General features: G+C 41.2%; 18 protein-coding genes. All 18 read left to right on the top strand.

All coding sequences use genetic code 11. The features are described from left to right. The first annotated feature begins 4 nt into the window (after positions 1 to 4). Positions 5 to 547, top strand: a complete 543-nt coding sequence (nusG, locus tag I2I04_RS17255) for a transcription termination/antitermination protein NusG (protein ID WP_004296362.1) — start codon at positions 5 to 7, stop codon at positions 545 to 547. A gap of 61 nt (positions 548 to 608) precedes the next feature. Next, positions 609 to 1,052, top strand: a complete 444-nt coding sequence (gene rplK / locus I2I04_RS17250; RefSeq protein WP_004296361.1) for a 50S ribosomal protein L11 — start codon at positions 609 to 611, stop codon at positions 1,050 to 1,052. Positions 1,053 to 1,067: 15 nt separating this feature from the next. Then, entirely contained in the window at positions 1,068 to 1,766 is a 699-nt protein-coding gene (rplA, locus tag I2I04_RS17245) for a 50S ribosomal protein L1 (RefSeq protein ID WP_004310894.1), read from the top strand. 15 nt (positions 1,767 to 1,781) lie between these two features. Then, positions 1,782 to 2,300 carry a 50S ribosomal protein L10 gene (rplJ, locus tag I2I04_RS17240; protein WP_004310893.1) on the top strand — a complete coding sequence of 173 codons (519 nt, stop codon included), beginning with the start codon at positions 1,782 to 1,784 and terminating at the stop codon, positions 2,298 to 2,300. Positions 2,301 to 2,347: 47 nt separating this feature from the next. Further along, complete coding sequence (gene rplL, locus I2I04_RS17235; protein ID WP_004296358.1) at positions 2,348 to 2,722, top strand: 50S ribosomal protein L7/L12; 375 nt, start codon at positions 2,348 to 2,350, stop codon at positions 2,720 to 2,722. Between the two features lie 104 nt (positions 2,723 to 2,826). Then, a complete protein-coding gene (gene rpoB, locus I2I04_RS17230) occupies positions 2,827 to 6,639 on the top strand; it encodes a DNA-directed RNA polymerase subunit beta (RefSeq protein WP_143259186.1) in 3,813 nt (1,270 codons plus the stop codon). Positions 6,640 to 6,745: 106 nt separating this feature from the next. Further along, positions 6,746 to 11,029, top strand: coding sequence for a DNA-directed RNA polymerase subunit beta' (gene rpoC, locus I2I04_RS17225; RefSeq protein ID WP_143259185.1), 4,284 nt, complete (start codon positions 6,746 to 6,748; stop codon positions 11,027 to 11,029). Positions 11,030 to 11,174: 145 nt separating this feature from the next. Continuing rightward, on the top strand, positions 11,175 to 11,483 hold the full coding sequence (locus tag I2I04_RS17220) for a DUF3467 domain-containing protein (RefSeq protein ID WP_195655490.1): 309 nt from the start codon (positions 11,175 to 11,177) through the stop codon (positions 11,481 to 11,483). Between the two features lie 136 nt (positions 11,484 to 11,619). Continuing rightward, the gene (gene rpsL, locus I2I04_RS17215) at positions 11,620 to 12,030 is read left to right on the top strand and encodes a 30S ribosomal protein S12 (RefSeq protein WP_002558078.1); all 411 of its coding nucleotides are present in this window, start codon (positions 11,620 to 11,622) and stop codon (positions 12,028 to 12,030) included. 143 nt (positions 12,031 to 12,173) lie between these two features. Continuing rightward, positions 12,174 to 12,650, top strand: coding sequence for a 30S ribosomal protein S7 (gene rpsG, locus I2I04_RS17210; RefSeq protein WP_004296352.1), 477 nt, complete (start codon positions 12,174 to 12,176; stop codon positions 12,648 to 12,650). A gap of 45 nt (positions 12,651 to 12,695) precedes the next feature. After that, a complete protein-coding gene (fusA, locus tag I2I04_RS17205; RefSeq protein ID WP_143259183.1) occupies positions 12,696 to 14,813 on the top strand; it encodes an elongation factor G in 2,118 nt (705 codons plus the stop codon). Positions 14,814 to 14,895: 82 nt separating this feature from the next. Next, positions 14,896 to 15,201, top strand: coding sequence for a 30S ribosomal protein S10 (rpsJ, locus tag I2I04_RS17200; protein WP_002558075.1), 306 nt, complete (start codon positions 14,896 to 14,898; stop codon positions 15,199 to 15,201). Positions 15,202 to 15,219: 18 nt separating this feature from the next. Next, on the top strand, positions 15,220 to 15,837 hold the full coding sequence (gene rplC, locus I2I04_RS17195) for a 50S ribosomal protein L3 (RefSeq protein ID WP_143259182.1): 618 nt from the start codon (positions 15,220 to 15,222) through the stop codon (positions 15,835 to 15,837). Beyond that, complete coding sequence (rplD, locus tag I2I04_RS17190; RefSeq protein ID WP_004313456.1) at positions 15,837 to 16,463, top strand: 50S ribosomal protein L4; 627 nt, start codon at positions 15,837 to 15,839, stop codon at positions 16,461 to 16,463. The genes rplC and rplD overlap by 1 nt, the downstream gene beginning before the upstream one ends. A 16-nt stretch (positions 16,464 to 16,479) precedes the next feature. Continuing rightward, positions 16,480 to 16,770 carry a 50S ribosomal protein L23 gene (gene rplW, locus I2I04_RS17185; protein WP_004296347.1) on the top strand — a complete coding sequence of 97 codons (291 nt, stop codon included), beginning with the start codon at positions 16,480 to 16,482 and terminating at the stop codon, positions 16,768 to 16,770. 5 nt (positions 16,771 to 16,775) lie between these two features. After that, on the top strand, positions 16,776 to 17,600 hold the full coding sequence (gene rplB / locus I2I04_RS17180; protein ID WP_007747936.1) for a 50S ribosomal protein L2: 825 nt from the start codon (positions 16,776 to 16,778) through the stop codon (positions 17,598 to 17,600). A 20-nt stretch (positions 17,601 to 17,620) separates the two neighbouring features. Next, positions 17,621 to 17,890, top strand: coding sequence for a 30S ribosomal protein S19 (gene rpsS, locus I2I04_RS17175; RefSeq protein ID WP_007747939.1), 270 nt, complete (start codon positions 17,621 to 17,623; stop codon positions 17,888 to 17,890). Between the two features lie 36 nt (positions 17,891 to 17,926). Continuing rightward, positions 17,927 to 18,337, top strand: a complete 411-nt coding sequence (gene rplV, locus I2I04_RS17170; protein ID WP_004296344.1) for a 50S ribosomal protein L22 — start codon at positions 17,927 to 17,929, stop codon at positions 18,335 to 18,337. Position 18,338: the final 1 nt, after the last annotated feature.

Below are 18,338 nucleotides of genomic sequence, written 5' to 3'. Positions count from 1 at the left end.
GAAAATGGCTGAGATTGAAAAGAAATGGTACGTTCTGCGTGCTATTAGTGGAAAAGAAGCTAAGGTAAAGGAATATCTTGAAGCTGATCTTAAGAACAGTGACCTTGGTGAATATGTATCTCAGGTATTGATTCCTACTGAAAAAGTTTACCAGGTTCGCAATGGTAAAAAAATTGTGAAGGAAAGAAGTTATCTTCCTGGCTACGTTTTAGTGGAGGCTGCTTTGGTTGGTGAGGTCGCTCATCACCTGCGCAATACTCCGAATGTGATAGGCTTTTTAGGTGGTTCCGAAAAACCGGTGCCTCTCAGACAATCAGAAGTGAATCGTATACTTGGTACAGTGGACGAACTGCAGGAAACGGGTGAAGAGCTCAATATTCCGTATGTAGTGGGAGAAACTGTAAAAGTTACTTTTGGACCTTTCAGCGGATTCAGTGGCATCATTGAAGAAGTGAATAGTGAAAAAAAGAAACTAAAGGTCATGGTAAAGATATTCGGGCGCAAAACGCCGCTTGAATTGGGCTTTATGCAAGTGGAAAAGGAATAACGCGGAATTGTTACGCTGTTGTTGTTCTTCGTTTAATGTTTATATATAAATCAATAAAAAAATGGCTAAAGAAGTTGCTGGACTAATCAAGTTACAGATTAAAGGAGGCGCTGCAAATCCATCACCTCCCGTTGGACCTGCTTTGGGTTCTAAGGGTATCAATATCATGGAATTTTGCAAGCAATTCAATGCCAGAACCCAAGACAAAGCAGGTAAGATTTTACCTGTTATCATTACTTACTACGCAGATAAGTCTTTCGATTTTGTAATCAAGACTCCTCCCGTTGCTATTCAATTACTTGAAGTAGCTAAGGTAAAGAGTGGTTCTGCTGAGCCTAACCGTAAGAAAGTTGCCGAGCTTACTTGGGAACAGGTTCGTACGATTGCTCAGGACAAAATGGTTGACTTAAACTGTTTTACTGTGGAAGCTGCCATGAGAATGGTTGCAGGTACAGCTAGAAGTATGGGTATCGCTGTAAAAGGGGAGTTCCCGGTTAATAATTAATAAACTTCAATTGTAATGGGTAAACTGACAAAAAATCAAAAGTTAGCTGCAGAAAAGATTGAAGCAGGGAAAGCATACTCACTGAAAGAAGCTGCATCTTTGGTAAAAGAAATCACTTTTACTAAGTTTGATGCTTCACTGGATATTGATGTACGTTTAGGTGTTGATCCACGTAAAGCTAACCAGATGGTGAGAGGTGTTGTTTCACTTCCTCATGGTACTGGTAAAGAAGTACGTGTATTGGTACTTTGTACACCGGATGCTGAAGCTGCTGCAAAAGAAGCTGGTGCTGACTACGTTGGTCTTGACGAATATATTGAAAAGATCAAAGGTGGATGGACTGATATTGATGTAATCATCACTATGCCATCTATCATGGGTAAAATTGGTGCGCTCGGTCGTGTACTCGGTCCTCGTGGATTGATGCCGAACCCTAAGAGTGGTACTGTAACTATGGATGTTGCTAAGGCTGTAAAAGAAGTAAAACAAGGTAAAATTGACTTTAAAGTTGATAAGAGCGGTATCGTTCACACTTCTATCGGTAAGGTATCATTCAGTCCTGATCAGATTCGCGATAACGCGAAAGAGTTCATCTCTACTCTGAACAAACTGAAACCGACCGCAGCAAAGGGTACATATATTAAGAGTATTTATCTTTCTAGTACAATGAGTGCGGGTATTAAAATCGACCCGAAATCAGTGGATGAAATCTAATAAAACAGAGAAATAATGAGAAAGGAAGATAAAAGTACGATTATAGAGCAAATTGCTGCTACAGTAAAGGAATATGGTCACTTCTACTTGGTAGACGTTACAGCTATGAACGCTGCTGCTACCAGTGCATTGAGAAGAGATTGTTTTAAATCTGACATCAAATTGATGTTGGTTAAAAACACGCTGCTTCACAAAGCACTTGAAAGCTTGGAAGAAGACTTCTCACCTCTTTACGGTTCTTTGAAAGGTACTACTGCTGTTATGTTTAGCAATACTGCAAACGTTCCTGCTAAGTTAATCAAAGACAAAGCGAAAGACGGTATTCCCGGACTGAAAGCTGCATATGCAGAAGAAAGCTTCTACATTGGTGCTGATCAATTGGATGCTCTCGTTTCAATCAAGAGTAAGAATGAAGTTATCGCCGATATCGTTGCCCTGTTGCAATCTCCGGCCAAGAATGTTATTTCTGCTCTTCAATCAGGTGGTAACACCCTTCACGGAGTTCTCAAGACTCTTGGTGAACGTCCCGAATAATTTTCAAAAATCAACAAAGTATTTAAACAATTAAAATCATACAAAAAATGGCAGATTTGAAAGCTTTTGCAGAACAATTAGTTAACTTGACAGTAAAAGAAGTTAATGAACTTGCAACTATCCTTAAAGAAGAATACGGTATTGAACCTGCTGCTGCAGCTGTAGCTGTTGCTGCTGGTCCTGCAGCTGGTGCTGCTGCCGCAGAAGAAAAAACTTCTTTCGACGTAGTATTGAAGAGCGCTGGTGCAGCTAAACTTCAAGTAGTTAAGGCCGTTAAGGAAGCTTGTGGTCTTGGTTTGAAAGAAGCTAAAGACTTGGTAGACGGTGCTCCTAGCACAGTAAAAGAAGGTTTGGCTAAAGACGAAGCAGAATCATTGAAGAAAACATTGGAAGAAGCTGGAGCTGAAGTTGAACTTAAATAACATTGGCCTGGTAATCAGGTAATTCGGTTAGGAATCCTTCACAAGAGGATTCTTAACCTTTTTGTGTATATATTTCAAATTAAGTTCTCCAAATTCATTGACAGATGTCTTCAAATACTGTAAATCAAAGAGTTAATTTTGCTTCGACTAAGAATCCGCTAGAATACCCGGATTTCCTGGAAGTACAATTGAAGTCATTCCAAGACTTTCTACAATTAGATACCCCACCTGAAAAGCGCAAGAATGAGGGATTGTATAAAGTATTTGCTGAAAACTTCCCTATTGCCGATACAAGAAACAATTTTGTTCTTGAGTTTCTGGACTATTATATTGATCCGCCGCGCTATACCATTGATGATTGTATAGAGCGTGGGCTTACTTATAGTGTTCCCTTAAAAGCGAAACTTAAGCTTTACTGTACGGACCCCGATCATGAGGATTTTGATACAGTGATTCAGGACGTATTCCTCGGCCCGATTCCTTATATGACTGATAAGGCTACTTTCGTCATTAACGGTGCCGAACGCGTAGTTGTGTCACAGCTTCACCGTTCTCCGGGTGTGTTCTTCGGTCAGAGTGTACATGCCAATGGTACGAAACTTTATTCGGCTCGTATTATTCCGTTTAAGGGTTCGTGGATTGAGTTTGCTACTGACATCAATAATGTGATGTACGCATACATCGACCGTAAGAAGAAATTGCCGGTAACTACATTGTTGCGTGCAATTGGCTTCGAGAATGACAAAGATATTCTTGAGATTTTCAACCTTGCAGAAGATGTGAAGGTTAACAAGACAAATCTGAAGAAGGTGTTAGGTCGTAAACTGGCTGCACGTGTCTTGAAAACATGGATTGAAGATTTCGTTGATGAAGATACCGGTGAAGTGGTTTCTATTGAGCGTAACGAAGTTATTATCGACCGTGAAACCGTACTGGAAGAGGTACATATTGATGAAATTTTGGAGTCGGGAGTTCAGAACATCCTTTTACATAAGGATGAACCGAATCAGTCCGATTTCTCTATCATATATAATACTTTGCAGAAGGACCCGAGTAACTCGGAAAAAGAAGCTGTGTTGTATATCTACCGTCAATTGCGTAATGCCGATCCGGCTGATGACGCAAGTGCAAGGGAGGTTATCAACAACTTGTTCTTCTCAGAAAAACGATATGACCTTGGTGATGTAGGTCGTTACAGAATCAACAAAAAGTTGAATCTGACGACTGATATGGACGTGCGTGTCCTCACGAAGGAAGATATTATTGAAATCATCAAATATCTGATTGAGTTGATAAACTCAAAAGCAGATGTGGATGATATTGACCACTTGAGTAACCGTCGTGTACGTACTGTCGGTGAACAGCTTTCTAATCAGTTTGCTGTTGGTCTGGCTCGTATGTCTCGTACGATTCGTGAACGTATGAATGTTCGTGACAATGAAGTGTTTACTCCGATTGATTTGATTAATGCGAAGACGATTTCTTCAGTAATCAACTCATTCTTTGGAACAAACGCATTGTCTCAGTTCATGGACCAGACAAACCCGCTGGCTGAAATTACGCACAAACGTCGTATGTCTGCCCTTGGTCCTGGTGGTCTTTCCCGTGAACGTGCCGGATTTGAGGTTCGTGACGTTCACTACACACACTATGGTCGTCTTTGTCCGATTGAGACTCCTGAAGGTCCGAATATCGGTTTGATTTCTTCATTGTGTGTATTTGCTAAAATTAATGAGCTAGGATTCATTGAAACTCCCTACCGCAAGGTGGAAAATGGAAAAGTGGATCTTTCTGATAACGGTCTGATTTATCTGACTGCTGAAGAAGAGGAAGAAAAGGTTATTGCGCAGGGAAATGCTCCGTTGAATGACGATGGTACATTCGTACTTAATAGAGTTAAGTCTCGTCAAGATGCAGATTTCCCGGTTGTAGAACCATCTGAAGTTGACTTGATGGACGTTGCTCCTCAACAGATCGCATCTATTGCAGCTTCTTTGATTCCATTCTTGGAACATGATGATGCTAACCGTGCATTGATGGGATCGAACATGATGCGCCAGGCGGTTCCTTTGTTGAGAAGTGAAGCTCCGATCGTAGGTACAGGTATCGAACGTCAGTTGGTAAGAGACTCTCGTACGCAGATTACTGCAGAAGGCGATGGTGTGGTTGACTATGTGGATGCTACTACTATCCGTATTTTGTATGACCGTACGGAAGACGAAGAATTTGTAAGTTTTGAACCTGCTTTGAAGGAATATAGAATACCTAAGTTCCGTAAGACTAACCAGAACATGACGATTGACTTGCGTCCGATTTGTGACAAGGGCCAGCGTGTGAAGAAAGGTGATATCTTGACTGAAGGCTATTCTACTGAAAAAGGTGAATTGGCATTGGGTAAGAACCTGTTGGTTGCTTACATGCCTTGGAAGGGTTACAACTATGAGGATGCTATCGTATTGAACGAACGTGTGGTACGCGAAGACTTGTTGACTTCGGTTCATGTAGAGGAATATTCTCTGGAAGTTCGCGAAACAAAACGTGGTATGGAAGAGTTGACTTCTGATATCCCGAATGTAAGTGAAGAAGCTACAAAAGATCTGGATGAAAATGGTATCGTAAGAATCGGTGCTCGTATCGAGCCGGGTGATATCATGATTGGTAAGATTACGCCGAAGGGTGAATCTGATCCTTCTCCGGAAGAAAAATTGCTTCGCGCTATCTTCGGTGATAAGGCAGGTGACGTGAAAGATGCTTCTTTGAAAGCTTCTCCTTCTTTGAAAGGTGTTGTGATTGATAAGAAACTTTTCTCACGTGTGATTAAGAATCGTAGCTCTAAACTCGCCGATAAAGCATTGTTGCCTAAGATTGATGACGAATTTGAATCTAAGGTAGCTGACTTGAAACGTATCCTGGTTAAGAAACTGATGATTTTGACTGAAGGTAAGGTTTCTCAAGGTGTGAAGGACTATCTGGGTGCGGAAGTAATTGCTAAAGGATCTAAGTTCAGTGCTTCTGATTTTGATTCACTTGACTTTACTTCTATTCAGTTGAGCAACTGGACGAGCGACGATCATATTAACGGTATGATTCGTGATCTGGTGATGAATTTCATTAAGAAATACAAAGAGCTGGATGCTGAATTGAAACGTAAGAAGTTTGCTATTACGATTGGTGATGAACTTCCTGCTGGTATTATCCAGATGGCAAAAGTATATATTGCTAAGAAACGTAAGATTGGTGTGGGTGATAAGATGGCAGGTCGCCACGGTAACAAGGGTATTGTATCCCGTGTTGTTCGTCAGGAAGATATGCCGTTCTTGTCAGATGGTACTCCGGTTGACATCGTGTTGAATCCGTTGGGTGTGCCTTCTCGTATGAACATTGGTCAGATTTTTGAAGCTGTACTCGGACGTGCCGGAAAAACTTTGGGCGTGAAATTCGCGACTCCTATTTTCGACGGTGCTACCATGGAAGATTTGGATCAGTGGACAGACAAGGCAGGATTGCCCCGTTACTGTAAGACTTATCTTTGTGATGGTGGTACAGGTGAGCAATTTGACCAGGCAGCTACTGTGGGTGTAACTTACATGTTGAAGTTGGGCCACATGGTTGAAGATAAAATGCATGCTCGTTCTATCGGTCCGTACTCATTGATTACTCAGCAACCTCTTGGTGGTAAAGCTCAGTTCGGTGGTCAGCGTTTCGGAGAAATGGAGGTTTGGGCACTCGAAGGTTTCGGCGCTGCTCATATCTTGCAAGAGATCCTGACTATCAAATCTGATGACGTGGTAGGACGTTCGAAGGCTTATGAAGCAATTGTGAAAGGTGAACCTATGCCGCAACCTGGTATTCCGGAATCCTTGAACGTATTGTTACACGAGTTGAGAGGTTTAGGTTTGAGTATCAACCTAGAATAAAATAATGAAAGAATGTGAGATGTCAATACACCGATGAAGGTCTGTTGGCATCCGCACTTTTTTCAATTTCCAATGATTCAATTATCAAATCTCAATTATATAGAGTATGGCTTTTAGAAAAGAAAATAAGACGAAAAGTAATTTCTCGAAGATCTCAATTGGTCTGGCTTCTCCGGAAGAAATCCTTGAGAATTCGAGTGGTGAAGTTTTGAAGCCTGAAACCATTAATTACCGTACGTACAAACCCGAACGCGACGGTTTGTTCTGCGAGCGCATCTTTGGTCCTATCAAGGATTATGAATGTCATTGCGGTAAATATAAGCGTATCCGTTATAAAGGTATCGTCTGCGACCGTTGTGGTGTGGAAGTTACTGAAAAGAAAGTGCGCCGTGAACGTATGGGACATATCCAGCTGGTTGTGCCGGTGGCTCACATCTGGTATTTCCGTTCGCTTCCTAATAAAATCGGTTACTTGCTCGGATTACCGACAAAGAAACTGGATTCGATTATATACTACGAACGTTATGTTGTTATTCAGCCGGGTGTGAAAGCTGAAGATGGCGTAGCCGAATATGATTTGCTTTCTGAAGAAGAATATCTGGATATCCTGGATACACTTCCGAAAGACAATCAATATCTTGAAGATAATGATCCGAACAAATTTGTTGCAAAGATGGGTGCTGAAGCTATCTATGATTTGCTGGCTCGTCTGGATCTGGATGCTTTATCTTACGAATTGCGTCACCGTGCCGGTAACGATGCGTCTCAGCAACGTAAGAACGAAGCTTTGAAACGTCTTCAGGTAGTAGAATCGTTCCGTGCATCACGTGGACGTAACAAACCGGAATGGATGATCGTACGTATTGTTCCGGTTATTCCGCCCGAACTTCGTCCATTGGTTCCGTTGGATGGTGGCCGTTTTGCTACATCTGACTTAAACGACCTTTATCGTCGTGTGATTATCCGTAACAACCGTCTGAAACGACTGATTGAAATCAAGGCTCCCGAAGTGATCTTGCGTAATGAAAAACGTATGCTTCAGGAATCTGTCGATTCTTTGTTTGATAACTCACGTAAGTCAAGTGCTGTGAAGACAGACGCCAACCGTCCGTTGAAGTCATTGTCTGACAGTTTGAAAGGTAAACAAGGACGTTTCCGTCAGAACTTGCTGGGTAAACGTGTTGACTACTCTGCTCGTTCGGTAATCGTCGTTGGTCCGGAATTGAAAATGGGTGAATGCGGTATTCCTAAATTGATGGCTGCCGAATTGTACAAGCCGTTTATTATCCGCAAACTCATCGAACGTGGTATCGTAAAGACTGTTAAGTCTGCAAAGAAAATCGTTGACCGCAAAGAACCGGTGATTTGGGATATCCTGGAACATGTGATGAAGGGACACCCGGTACTGTTGAACCGTGCTCCGACATTGCACCGTTTGGGTATTCAGGCTTTCCAGCCTAAAATGATCGAAGGTAAAGCTATTCAGTTGCACCCGTTGGCATGTACGGCATTCAATGCCGACTTTGACGGTGACCAGATGGCTGTTCACTTGCCTTTGAGTAATGAAGCAATTCTTGAAGCACAAATGTTGATGCTTCAATCACATAATATCTTGAATCCGGCAAACGGCGCTCCTATTACTGTGCCTGCACAGGATATGGTTCTTGGTTTGTACTATATTACCAAGTTGCGTGCTGGTGCAAAAGGTGAAGGTTTGACATTCTACGGACCGGAAGAAGCGTTGATCGCTTACAATGAAGGCAAGGTAGATATTCATGCTCCGGTGAAGGTTATCGTAAAAGACGTTGATGAAAATGGTAACATTGTAGACGTAATGCGCGAAACTTCAGTAGGACGTGTGATTGTGAATGAAATCGTTCCGCCTGAAGCTGGTTATATCAATACAATTATCTCTAAGAAATCTCTTCGTGATATTATTAGTGATGTAATTAAGGTATGTGGTGTGGCTAAGGCTGCCGACTTCCTGGATGGAATCAAGAATTTAGGTTATCAGATGGCGTTCAAGGGTGGTTTGTCATTCAACTTGGGTGATATTATCATTCCGAAGGAGAAAGAAACTTTGGTACAGAAAGGTTACGACGAAGTTGAACAGGTCGTAAACAACTATAACATGGGTTTCATTACCAATAACGAACGTTACAATCAGGTAATTGATATTTGGACACATGTGAACTCCGAGTTGTCTAATATCCTGATGAAGACTATTTCTTCGGATGATCAGGGTTTCAACTCTGTATATATGATGCTTGATTCTGGTGCTCGTGGTTCTAAAGAACAGATTCGTCAGTTGTCAGGTATGCGTGGTTTGATGGCAAAACCGCAGAAAGCAGGTGCTGAAGGTGGTCAGATCATCGAGAACCCGATTTTGTCGAACTTTAAAGAAGGACTTTCGGTGTTGGAGTACTTTATCTCTACCCACGGTGCTCGTAAAGGTTTGGCGGATACCGCTTTGAAGACTGCCGATGCCGGTTATTTGACTCGTCGTCTGGTGGATGTATCACACGATGTGATTATTACAGAAGAAGACTGCGGTACACTTCGCGGATTGGTTTGTACGGACCTTAAGAATAACGATGAGGTTATTGCTACTCTGTACGAACGTATCTTAGGCCGTGTTTCCGTGCATGATATTATTCATCCTACTACAGGTGAATTGCTTGTTGCCGGTGGTGAAGAAATCACAGAAGAAGTTGCCAAGAAGATTCAGGAGTCTCCGATCGAGAGTGTTGAAATCCGTTCGGTATTGACTTGTGAAGCTAAGAAGGGTGTTTGTGCTAAATGTTACGGACGTAACCTGGCGACGAGCCGCATGGTTCAGAAGGGTGAAGCTGTCGGTGTAATCGCTGCTCAGTCTATTGGTGAGCCGGGTACACAGTTGACATTGCGTACATTCCACGCCGGTGGTACTGCTGCGAATATTGCCGCTAATGCAAGTATCGTTGCTAAAAACAGTGCACGTCTTGAATTTGAAGAATTGCGTACGGTAGATATCGTTGACGAGATGGGTGAATCAGCAAAAGTGGTAGTAGGTCGTTTGGCTGAAGTACGTTTTGTGGATGTGAATACCGGTATCGTTCTTTCTACTCATAATGTACCTTATGGTTCAACACTGTATGTAAGCGACGGTGACTTGGTAGAAAAAGGTAAGCTGATTGCTAAGTGGGACCCGTTCAACGCTGTTATTATCACAGAAGCAACTGGTAAGATCGAATTTGAGGGCGTGATTGAAAACGTTACTTATAAGGTTGAATCGGATGAAGCAACAGGTCTTCGTGAAATTATTATTATTGAATCCAAGGATAAAACCAAAGTTCCTACAGCTCATATCTTAACAGAGGACGGTGATTTGATTCGTACTTATAACTTACCGGTAGGTGGTCACGTTATCATCGAGAACGGTCAGAAGGTAAAAGCTGGTGAAGTAATCGTGAAGATTCCGCGTGCCGTAGGTAAGGCGGGTGATATCACGGGTGGTCTTCCTCGTGTTACAGAATTGTTTGAAGCTCGTAACCCGTCAAATCCGGCTGTCGTCTCTGAAATCGATGGTGAGGTGACAATGGGTAAGATCAAACGTGGTAACCGTGAAATCATCGTAACTTCTAAGACAGGTGAGGTTAAGAAATATCTGGTTGCACTGTCTAAGCAGATTCTGGTACAGGAAAATGACTATGTACGTGCTGGTACTCCGTTGTCTGACGGTGCTACTACTCCGGCAGATATCTTGGCAATCAAGGGGCCTACAGCTGTACAGGAATATATCGTGAATGAAGTTCAGGATGTATACCGCTTGCAGGGTGTGAAGATCAATGATAAACACTTTGAGATTATCGTTCGTCAGATGATGCGCAAAGTACAAATTGATGAACCGGGAGATACTCGCTTCCTCGAACAGCAAGTCGTAGACAAACTGGAATTCATGGAAGAAAATGATCGTATCTGGGGTAAGAAAGTCGTAGTGGATGCTGGTGATTCTCAAAATATGCAAGCTGGTCAGATTGTAACTGCCCGCAAGTTACGTGATGAGAACAGTATGTTGAAACGTCGTGACTTGAAACCGGTTGAGGTTCGTGACGCTGTTGCTGCTACCTCTACTCAGATCCTTCAAGGTATCACGCGTGCTGCTTTGCAAACATCAAGCTTTATGTCGGCTGCTTCCTTCCAGGAAACGACGAAAGTGTTGAATGAAGCTGCTATCAACGGTAAGATCGATAAGCTTGAAGGTATGAAGGAAAATGTGATCTGTGGACACTTGATTCCTGCCGGTACCGGACAACGCGAGTTCGAAAAGCTCATCGTTGGATCAAAAGAAGAGTATGACCGTATCTTGGCTAACAAGAAAACAGTACTTGACTACAATGAAGTAGAATAAATACAATTCAATTGACTATATGAGAAGGAGCGGTTGCCAGATTGGGCAATTGCTCCTTTTTTATTTCTTTTTTACTTGCGTGTATTGCCATTAGTTTCAGGAAAAATGTGTTATTTTGCAGGATAACTTTTTAATCATATTAAATATGGAAGAACAAAATAACAACGGACAATTACAGATTGAATTGAGAGAAGAGGTAGCACAGGGAACTTATGCAAATCTTGCTATTATCACTCATTCGAGTTCTGAATTCATCCTTGACTTCGTGCGCGTAATGCCGGGTATACCGAAGGCTGGTGTGCAATCTCGCATTATTGTGGCTCCGGAGCACGCAAAACGCCTGCTGCGGGCATTAGAAGATAATATAGCAAAGTATGAGCGCATATTCGGTCCGATTCGTACTTCAGATGAACCTTCTATTCCTCCTTTGACAGGTGTAAAAGGCGAAGCGTGAGGATGATATAAAAACATTAAAAAAGAAAAAAAAGTTGTAGCGCATTGAATATTCAAATATTATTCGTATTTTTGCAGCCCAAAATGTATAGTTACGAAATTAATATAACAATAATATAAATCAAAAAACAATTAAAATGCCTACAATTCAGCAATTAGTAAGAAAAGGACGCGAAGTGCTGGTGGAGAAAAGTAAATCTCCAGCCTTGGATTCATGTCCTCAAAGACGTGGCGTTTGCGTGAGAGTATACACTACTACTCCGAAGAAGCCGAACTCTGCAATGCGTAAAGTAGCTCGTGTACGTTTGACTAACCAAAAAGAGGTGAACTCATACATTCCGGGAGAAGGACACAACTTGCAGGAACACTCAATCGTTTTGGTACGTGGTGGTCGTGTGAAAGACCTTCCGGGTGTACGTTACCATATCGTACGTGGTACACTTGATACAGCTGGTGTTGCTGGTCGTACTCAAAGACGTTCTAAGTATGGTGCTAAGCGTCCGAAACCGGGACAAGCCGCTGCTCCTGCTAAAGGTAAGAAAAAATAAGGATTAAGACCTAATTAAAATTAAAGTAATAACTTACGTTTTAGTTTGTTGGAAATGCTAAAGGTTGAGTAAATTCTCCGGAGGGAGAGTTGAAGAAGTCAAGAAGTAGACAACCAAGAACAAAAACATTATTTTTCAAACAAATGAGAAAAGCAAAACCAAAAAAACGCCTGATTCTTCCGGATCCTGTGTTTAATGACCAAAAGGTTTCCAAGTTTGTGAACCACTTGATGTATGATGGAAAGAAAAATACATCTTATGAAATCTTTTATGCCGCTTTGGAAACAGTGAAAGCAAAACTTCCTAACGAAGAAAAATCTGCTCTCGAAATCTGGAAAAAGGCTTTGGATAATGTAACTCCGCAAGTGGAAGTGAAGTCTCGCCGTGTAGGTGGTGCTACTTTCCAAGTTCCTACTGAAATCCGTCCGGATCGTAAAGAATCAATCTCTATGAAGAATCTGATTCTGTTTGCTCGCAAAAGAGGTGGTAAATCAATGGCTGATAAGTTGGCTGCTGAAATTATGGATGCCTTCAATGAACAAGGCGGTGCATACAAGCGTAAAGAAGATATGCACAGAATGGCAGAAGCTAACCGTGCATTTGCTCATTTTAGATTCTAATACTGTAAGAAACCTAATATAAACTTAAAGTAAAGGAATTAGAAGATGGCTAAACATGATTTACATTTAACTCGTAATATCGGTATCATGGCTCACATTGATGCCGGAAAAACAACTACTTCTGAACGTATCCTGTTCTACACTGGGTTGACTCACAAAATTGGTGAAGTTCATGATGGTGCTGCTACTATGGACTGGATGGAACAGGAGCAAGAACGTGGTATCACTATTACATCTGCTGCTACAACAACAAGGTGGAAATATGCTGGTGATACTTATAAAATTAACTTAATTGACACTCCGGGACACGTTGACTTTACTGCAGAGGTGGAACGTTCATTGCGCATCCTTGATGGTGCTGTGGCTGCTTACTGTGCTGTTGGTGGCGTTGAGCCTCAATCGGAAACTGTATGGCGTCAGGCTGATAAATATAATGTTCCTCGTATTGCTTATGTAAATAAGATGGATCGCTCTGGTGCAGACTTTTTTGAGGTCGTTCGCCAGATGAAAGATGTCCTTGGAGCTAATCCATGTCCTATTGTTGTTCCTATCGGTGCTGAAGAGTCTTTCAAAGGTCTTGTTGATCTTATCAAAATGAAAGCTATCTATTGGCATGACGAAACAATGGGAGCGGATTATACTGTGGAAGAAATCCCTGCAGAACTTGTCGATGAAGCTAATGAATGGAGAGATAAGATGCTCGAAAAAGTAGCTGAATTTGATGATGCTTTGATGGAGAAATATTTCGATGATCCTTCTACTATTACTGAAGATGAAGTGTTGAGAGCTCTTCGCAATGCAACAGTTCAAATGGCTGTAGTTCCTATGCTTTGTGGATCTTCTTTTAAAAACAAAGGCGTTCAGACATTGCTTGATTATGTTTGTGCTTTCTTGCCTTCTCCACTTGATACAGAGAACGTAATAGGTACAAATCCTAATACGGGAGCTGAAGAAGATCGTAAGCCAAGTGATGATGAAAAAACATCAGCTTTGGCGTTTAAGATCGCAACTGACCCATATGTAGGTCGTTTGACTTTCTTCCGTGTTTATTCAGGTAAAATTGAAGCTGGATCTTATATTTACAACTCTCGTTCTGGTAAGAAAGAACGTGTTTCTCGTCTGTTCCAGATGCATTCTAATAAACAGAATCCGGTTGAAGTGATCGGTGCTGGTGATATAGGTGCAGGTGTAGGTTTCAAAGATATTCATACAGGGGATACTTTGTGTGATGAAACAGCTCCGATAGTTCTTGAATCTATGGACTTCCCGGAACCGGTTATTGGTATCGCTGTAGAACCCAAGACTCAGAAAGATATGGATAAACTGTCTAACGGTTTGGCTAAATTGGCTGAAGAGGATCCGACGTTTACAGTGAAAACTGATGAACAAACAGGACAGACTGTGATTTCTGGTATGGGCGAGTTGCACTTGGATATTATCATCGATCGTCTGAAGCGTGAGTTTAAAGTAGAGTGTAATCAAGGTAAACCACAGGTTAATTATAAGGAAGCTATCACTAAGACAGTTGATCTTCGTGAAGTGTATAAGAAACAGTCTGGTGGTCGTGGTAAATTTGCTGATATCATTGTTAAGATTGGTCCGGTTGATGAAGACTTTAAAGAAGGAGGTTTGCAGTTTATCGATGAAGTGAAGGGTGGTAATATTCCTAAGGAATTTATTCCTGCAGTTCAGAAAGGTTTCACAAATGCCATGAAGAATGGTGTTTTGGCTGGTTATCCGCTTGATTCATTGAAAGTTACTTTGGTTGATGGGTCATTCCACCCGGTTGACTCTGACCAGTTGTCATTCGAAATCTGTGCAATGCAAGCTTATAAGAATGCATGCGCTAAGGCAGGTCCTGTTTTGATGGAACCTATCATGAAACTGGAAGTTGTAACTCCGGAAGAAAACATGGGTGATGTTATCGGTGACTTGAATAAACGTCGTGGACAGGTTGAAGGTATGGAGTCTAGCCGTTCTGGTGCTCGTATTGTGAAAGCAATGGTTCCACTGGCAGAAATGTTTGGTTATGTAACGGCTTTACGTACTATCACTTCTGGTCGTGCAACTTCATCAATGACATACTCTCATCACGCTCAGCTTTCTTCTTCTATTGCTAAGGCTGTATTGGATGAAGTAAAAGGACGTGCTGATTTACTCTAAAATATCTAAAGTAGCAGGCTAGCGAATGACTCTTAGTCTGCTGCTTTATCTTATTATAAATGTATTAATTAAAAAAAAAGTAATGAGTCAGAAAATTAGAATTAAATTGAAATCTTACGACCACAACTTGGTTGATAAATCAGCTGAGAAAATTGTAAGAACTGTAAAGGCTACAGGTGCTATTGTTAGCGGTCCAATACCTTTGCCTACGCATAAGCGTATCTTTACTGTGAACCGTTCGACTTTCGTAAACAAAAAGTCTCGTGAGCAATTTGAGCTCTCTTCTTATAAGAGATTGATCGACATCTATAGTTCAACAGCTAAGACAGTAGATGCTCTGATGAAGTTGGAATTGCCAAGTGGTGTGGAAGTAGAAATTAAAGTTTGATAATTAAAAATTAGTGAAATGCCAGGATTATTAGGAAAAAAAATCGGAATGACATCCGTTTTCAGTGCCGATGGTAAAAATGTACCATGCACTGTTATCGAAGCAGGTCCTTGTGTTGTTACTCAAGTTAAGACTGTAGAAAAAGATGGCTATGCAGCTGTTCAGTTGGGTTTCCAGGACAAAAAGGAAAAGCATACAACTAAACCGTTGATGGGACATTTTAAAAGAGCAGGAGTAACGCCGAAGAGACACTTGGCTGAGTTCAAAGAATTTGAAACAGAGTTGAATCTGGGTGATACCATTACTGTAGAACTGTTTAACGACGCTAGCTTTGTTGACGTTGTTGGTACTTCTAAAGGTAAAGGGTTTCAGGGTGTAGTAAAAAGACATGGTTTTGGTGGTGTGGGGCAAGCTACTCACGGTCAGCATAACCGCGCTCGTAAGCCGGGTTCTATCGGTGCTTGTTCTTACCCTGCAAAAGTATTCAAAGGAATGCGCATGGGTGGACAACTTGGAGGTGACAGAGTCACTGTACAAAACTTACAGGTATTAAAAGTAATCGCGGATCATAACCTTCTTTTGATTAAAGGTTCTATCCCGGGTTGCAAAGGTTCAATCGTATTAATTGAGAAATAATGGAAGTTAACGTATATAACATTAAAGGTGAAGACACTGGGAGAAAGGTTACGTTAAACGAATCTATCTTCGGAATTGAGCCCAACGACCACGCTATCTATTTGGACGTAAAACAATTTATGGCTAATCAGCGTCAGGGTACTCATAAGTCAAAAGAAAGAAGTGAAATCAGTGGTTCAACTCGTAAGATCGGTCGTCAGAAAGGTGGCGGTGGAGCACGTCGTGGTGATATGAATTCACCGGTTCTTGTGGGAGGTGCCCGCGTTTTCGGTCCGAAACCAAGAGACTACTTCTTTAAGTTGAATAAAAAAGTTAAGACACTGGCTCGTAAGTCAGCTTTGTCTTATAAAGCTCAAAACGATGCAATCGTTGTCGTTGAGGATTTCACATTTGAAGCTCCTAAGACAAAAGATTTCGTTGCAATGACAAAAAATCTTAAAGTTTCCGATAAAAAGCTACTTGTGATTTTACCGGAAGCAAATAAAAACGTATATTTGTCAGCTCGTAACATCGAGGGTGCTAATGTGCAGACTATCTCAGGATTAAATACTTACAGAGTATTGAATGCTGGGGTTATTGTGCTTACAGAAAACTCTTTGAAGGCTATTGACAATATCTTAATTTAAAAAGGAGGCTTAAATAATGGGAATTATTATTAAACCGTTGGTGACAGAGAAAATGACTGCAATTACAGATAAGCTGAATCGTTTCGGCTTTGTTGTACGTCCTGAAGCTAACAAACTGGAAATTAAGAAGGAAATTGAAGCTCTTTATAATGTTACTGTAGTTGATGTGAATACTGTGAAGTATGCTGGCAAGAATAAGAGCCGTTATACCAAAGCAGGTATCATCAATGGTCGTACGAATGCTTTCAAAAAAGCAATCGTGACATTGAAAGAAGGAGATACTATTGATTTTTATAGCAATATTTAATAAAAATGGCAGTACGTAAATTTAAGCCCACAACACCGGGGCAAAGACATAAAATTATTGGTACTTTCGAAGAAATTACTGCATCAGTACCAGAAAAGTCTCTTGTATATGGTAAGAAATCATCTGGTGGTCGTAACAACGAAGGTAAGATGACTATGCGCTACATTGGTGGCGGTCATAGAAAGGTGATTAGAATTGTTGATTTCAAGAGAAATAAGGACGGTGTTCCAGCAGTAGTTAAAACTATTGAATATGATCCGAATCGTTCGGCTCGTATCGCTTTGTTATTTTATGCTGATGGAGAAAAAAGATATATTATTGCTCCCAATGGATTGCAAGTTGGTGCGACTTTGATGTCAGGTGAAACAGCAGCGCCAGAGATTGGTAATGCTCTTCCTCTTCAAAACATTCCGGTGGGTACTGTGATTCACAATATCGAATTACGTCCGGGACAGGGTGCAGCTCTGGTTCGTTCAGCTGGAAACTTTGCTCAGTTGACTTCTCGTGAGGGTAAGTATTGTGTAATTAAGTTGCCTTCAGGTGAAGTTAGACAGATTCTTAGCACTTGTAAAGCTACTATCGGTAGTGTAGGTAACTCTGATCATGGATTGGAAAGTTCAGGTAAAGCTGGACGTTCTCGTTGGCAAGGACGTCGTCCTCGTAACCGTGGTGTTGTAATGAACCCGGTTGATCACCCGATGGGTGGTGGTGAAGGACGTGCTTCCGGAGGTCACCCAAGATCACGTAAGGGATTGTACGCTAAGGGACTTAAGACTAGAGCTCCTAAGAAACAATCGTCTAAGTACATTATTGAGAGAAGAAAAAAGTAATCTGATTAATTGAGTAAACTATGAGTCGTTCATTAAAAAAAGGTCCATATATTAACGTTAAGCTTGAAAAGAGAATTCTTGCCATGAATGAATCAGGTAAGAAAGTCGTAGTAAAGACTTGGGCCAGAGCTTCAATGATTTCGCCTGATTTTGTAGGCCATACAGTTGCAGTTCACAATGGAAATAAATTTATTCCTGTTTATGTTACCGAGAATATGGTAGGACACAAGTTGGGCGAATTTGCTCCAACTCGTACATTCAGAGGACACGCTGGTAACAAGAAAAAATAACAGGATTTATTTGAAATAATAAAGTAATAAATAATAATGGGAGCAAGAAAAAAAATATCGGCTGAAAAAAGAAAAGAAGCCCTTAAGACCATGTATTTTGCAAAATTGCAAAATGTTCCTACTTCTCCACGTAAGATGCGTCTGGTTGCAGATATGATCCGTGGTATGGAAGTGAACAGAGCACTTGGTGTTTTGAAATTTTCTTCAAAAGAAGCTGCTGCAAGAGTGGAAAAATTGCTTCGCTCTGCAATTGCTAACTGGGAACAGAAAAACGAACGTAAAGCAGAAAGCGGTGAGCTGTTCGTAACACAGATTTTTGTTGATGGTGGAGCTACACTCAAAAGAATGAGACCAGCACCACAGGGTAGAGGTTATAGAATTCGCAAACGTTCAAATCACGTAACATTGTTCGTTGGTGCTAAAAGTAATAACGAAGATCAAAATTAAG

It is taken from the genome of Bacteroides sp. 1001136B_160425_E2 (genome assembly GCF_015559655.1).
Lineage (GTDB): Bacteria > Bacteroidota > Bacteroidia > Bacteroidales > Bacteroidaceae > Bacteroides > Bacteroides luhongzhouii.
This window is presented reverse-complemented; position numbering and strand designations above follow the sequence as displayed.

Excerpts from the sequence above, each read along its gene's own strand:
- nusG (WP_004296362.1), top strand. The coding sequence starts at position 5 with ATGGCTGAGATTGAAAAGAAATGGTACGTTCTGCGTGCTATTAGTGGA.
- rplK (WP_004296361.1), top strand. The coding sequence starts at position 609 with ATGGCTAAAGAAGTTGCTGGACTAATCAAGTTACAGATTAAAGGAGGC.
- rplA (WP_004310894.1), top strand. The coding sequence starts at position 1,068 with ATGGGTAAACTGACAAAAAATCAAAAGTTAGCTGCAGAAAAGATTGAA.
- rplJ (WP_004310893.1), top strand. The coding sequence starts at position 1,782 with ATGAGAAAGGAAGATAAAAGTACGATTATAGAGCAAATTGCTGCTACA.
- rplL (WP_004296358.1), top strand. The coding sequence starts at position 2,348 with ATGGCAGATTTGAAAGCTTTTGCAGAACAATTAGTTAACTTGACAGTA.
- rpoB (WP_143259186.1), top strand. The coding sequence starts at position 2,827 with ATGTCTTCAAATACTGTAAATCAAAGAGTTAATTTTGCTTCGACTAAG.
- rpoC (WP_143259185.1), top strand. The coding sequence starts at position 6,746 with ATGGCTTTTAGAAAAGAAAATAAGACGAAAAGTAATTTCTCGAAGATC.
- I2I04_RS17220 (WP_195655490.1), top strand. The coding sequence starts at position 11,175 with ATGGAAGAACAAAATAACAACGGACAATTACAGATTGAATTGAGAGAA.
- rpsL (WP_002558078.1), top strand. The coding sequence starts at position 11,620 with ATGCCTACAATTCAGCAATTAGTAAGAAAAGGACGCGAAGTGCTGGTG.
- rpsG (WP_004296352.1), top strand. The coding sequence starts at position 12,174 with ATGAGAAAAGCAAAACCAAAAAAACGCCTGATTCTTCCGGATCCTGTG.
- fusA (WP_143259183.1), top strand. The coding sequence starts at position 12,696 with ATGGCTAAACATGATTTACATTTAACTCGTAATATCGGTATCATGGCT.
- rpsJ (WP_002558075.1), top strand. The coding sequence starts at position 14,896 with ATGAGTCAGAAAATTAGAATTAAATTGAAATCTTACGACCACAACTTG.
- rplC (WP_143259182.1), top strand. The coding sequence starts at position 15,220 with ATGCCAGGATTATTAGGAAAAAAAATCGGAATGACATCCGTTTTCAGT.
- rplD (WP_004313456.1), top strand. The coding sequence starts at position 15,837 with ATGGAAGTTAACGTATATAACATTAAAGGTGAAGACACTGGGAGAAAG.
- rplW (WP_004296347.1), top strand. The coding sequence starts at position 16,480 with ATGGGAATTATTATTAAACCGTTGGTGACAGAGAAAATGACTGCAATT.
- rplB (WP_007747936.1), top strand. The coding sequence starts at position 16,776 with ATGGCAGTACGTAAATTTAAGCCCACAACACCGGGGCAAAGACATAAA.
- rpsS (WP_007747939.1), top strand. The coding sequence starts at position 17,621 with ATGAGTCGTTCATTAAAAAAAGGTCCATATATTAACGTTAAGCTTGAA.
- rplV (WP_004296344.1), top strand. The coding sequence starts at position 17,927 with ATGGGAGCAAGAAAAAAAATATCGGCTGAAAAAAGAAAAGAAGCCCTT.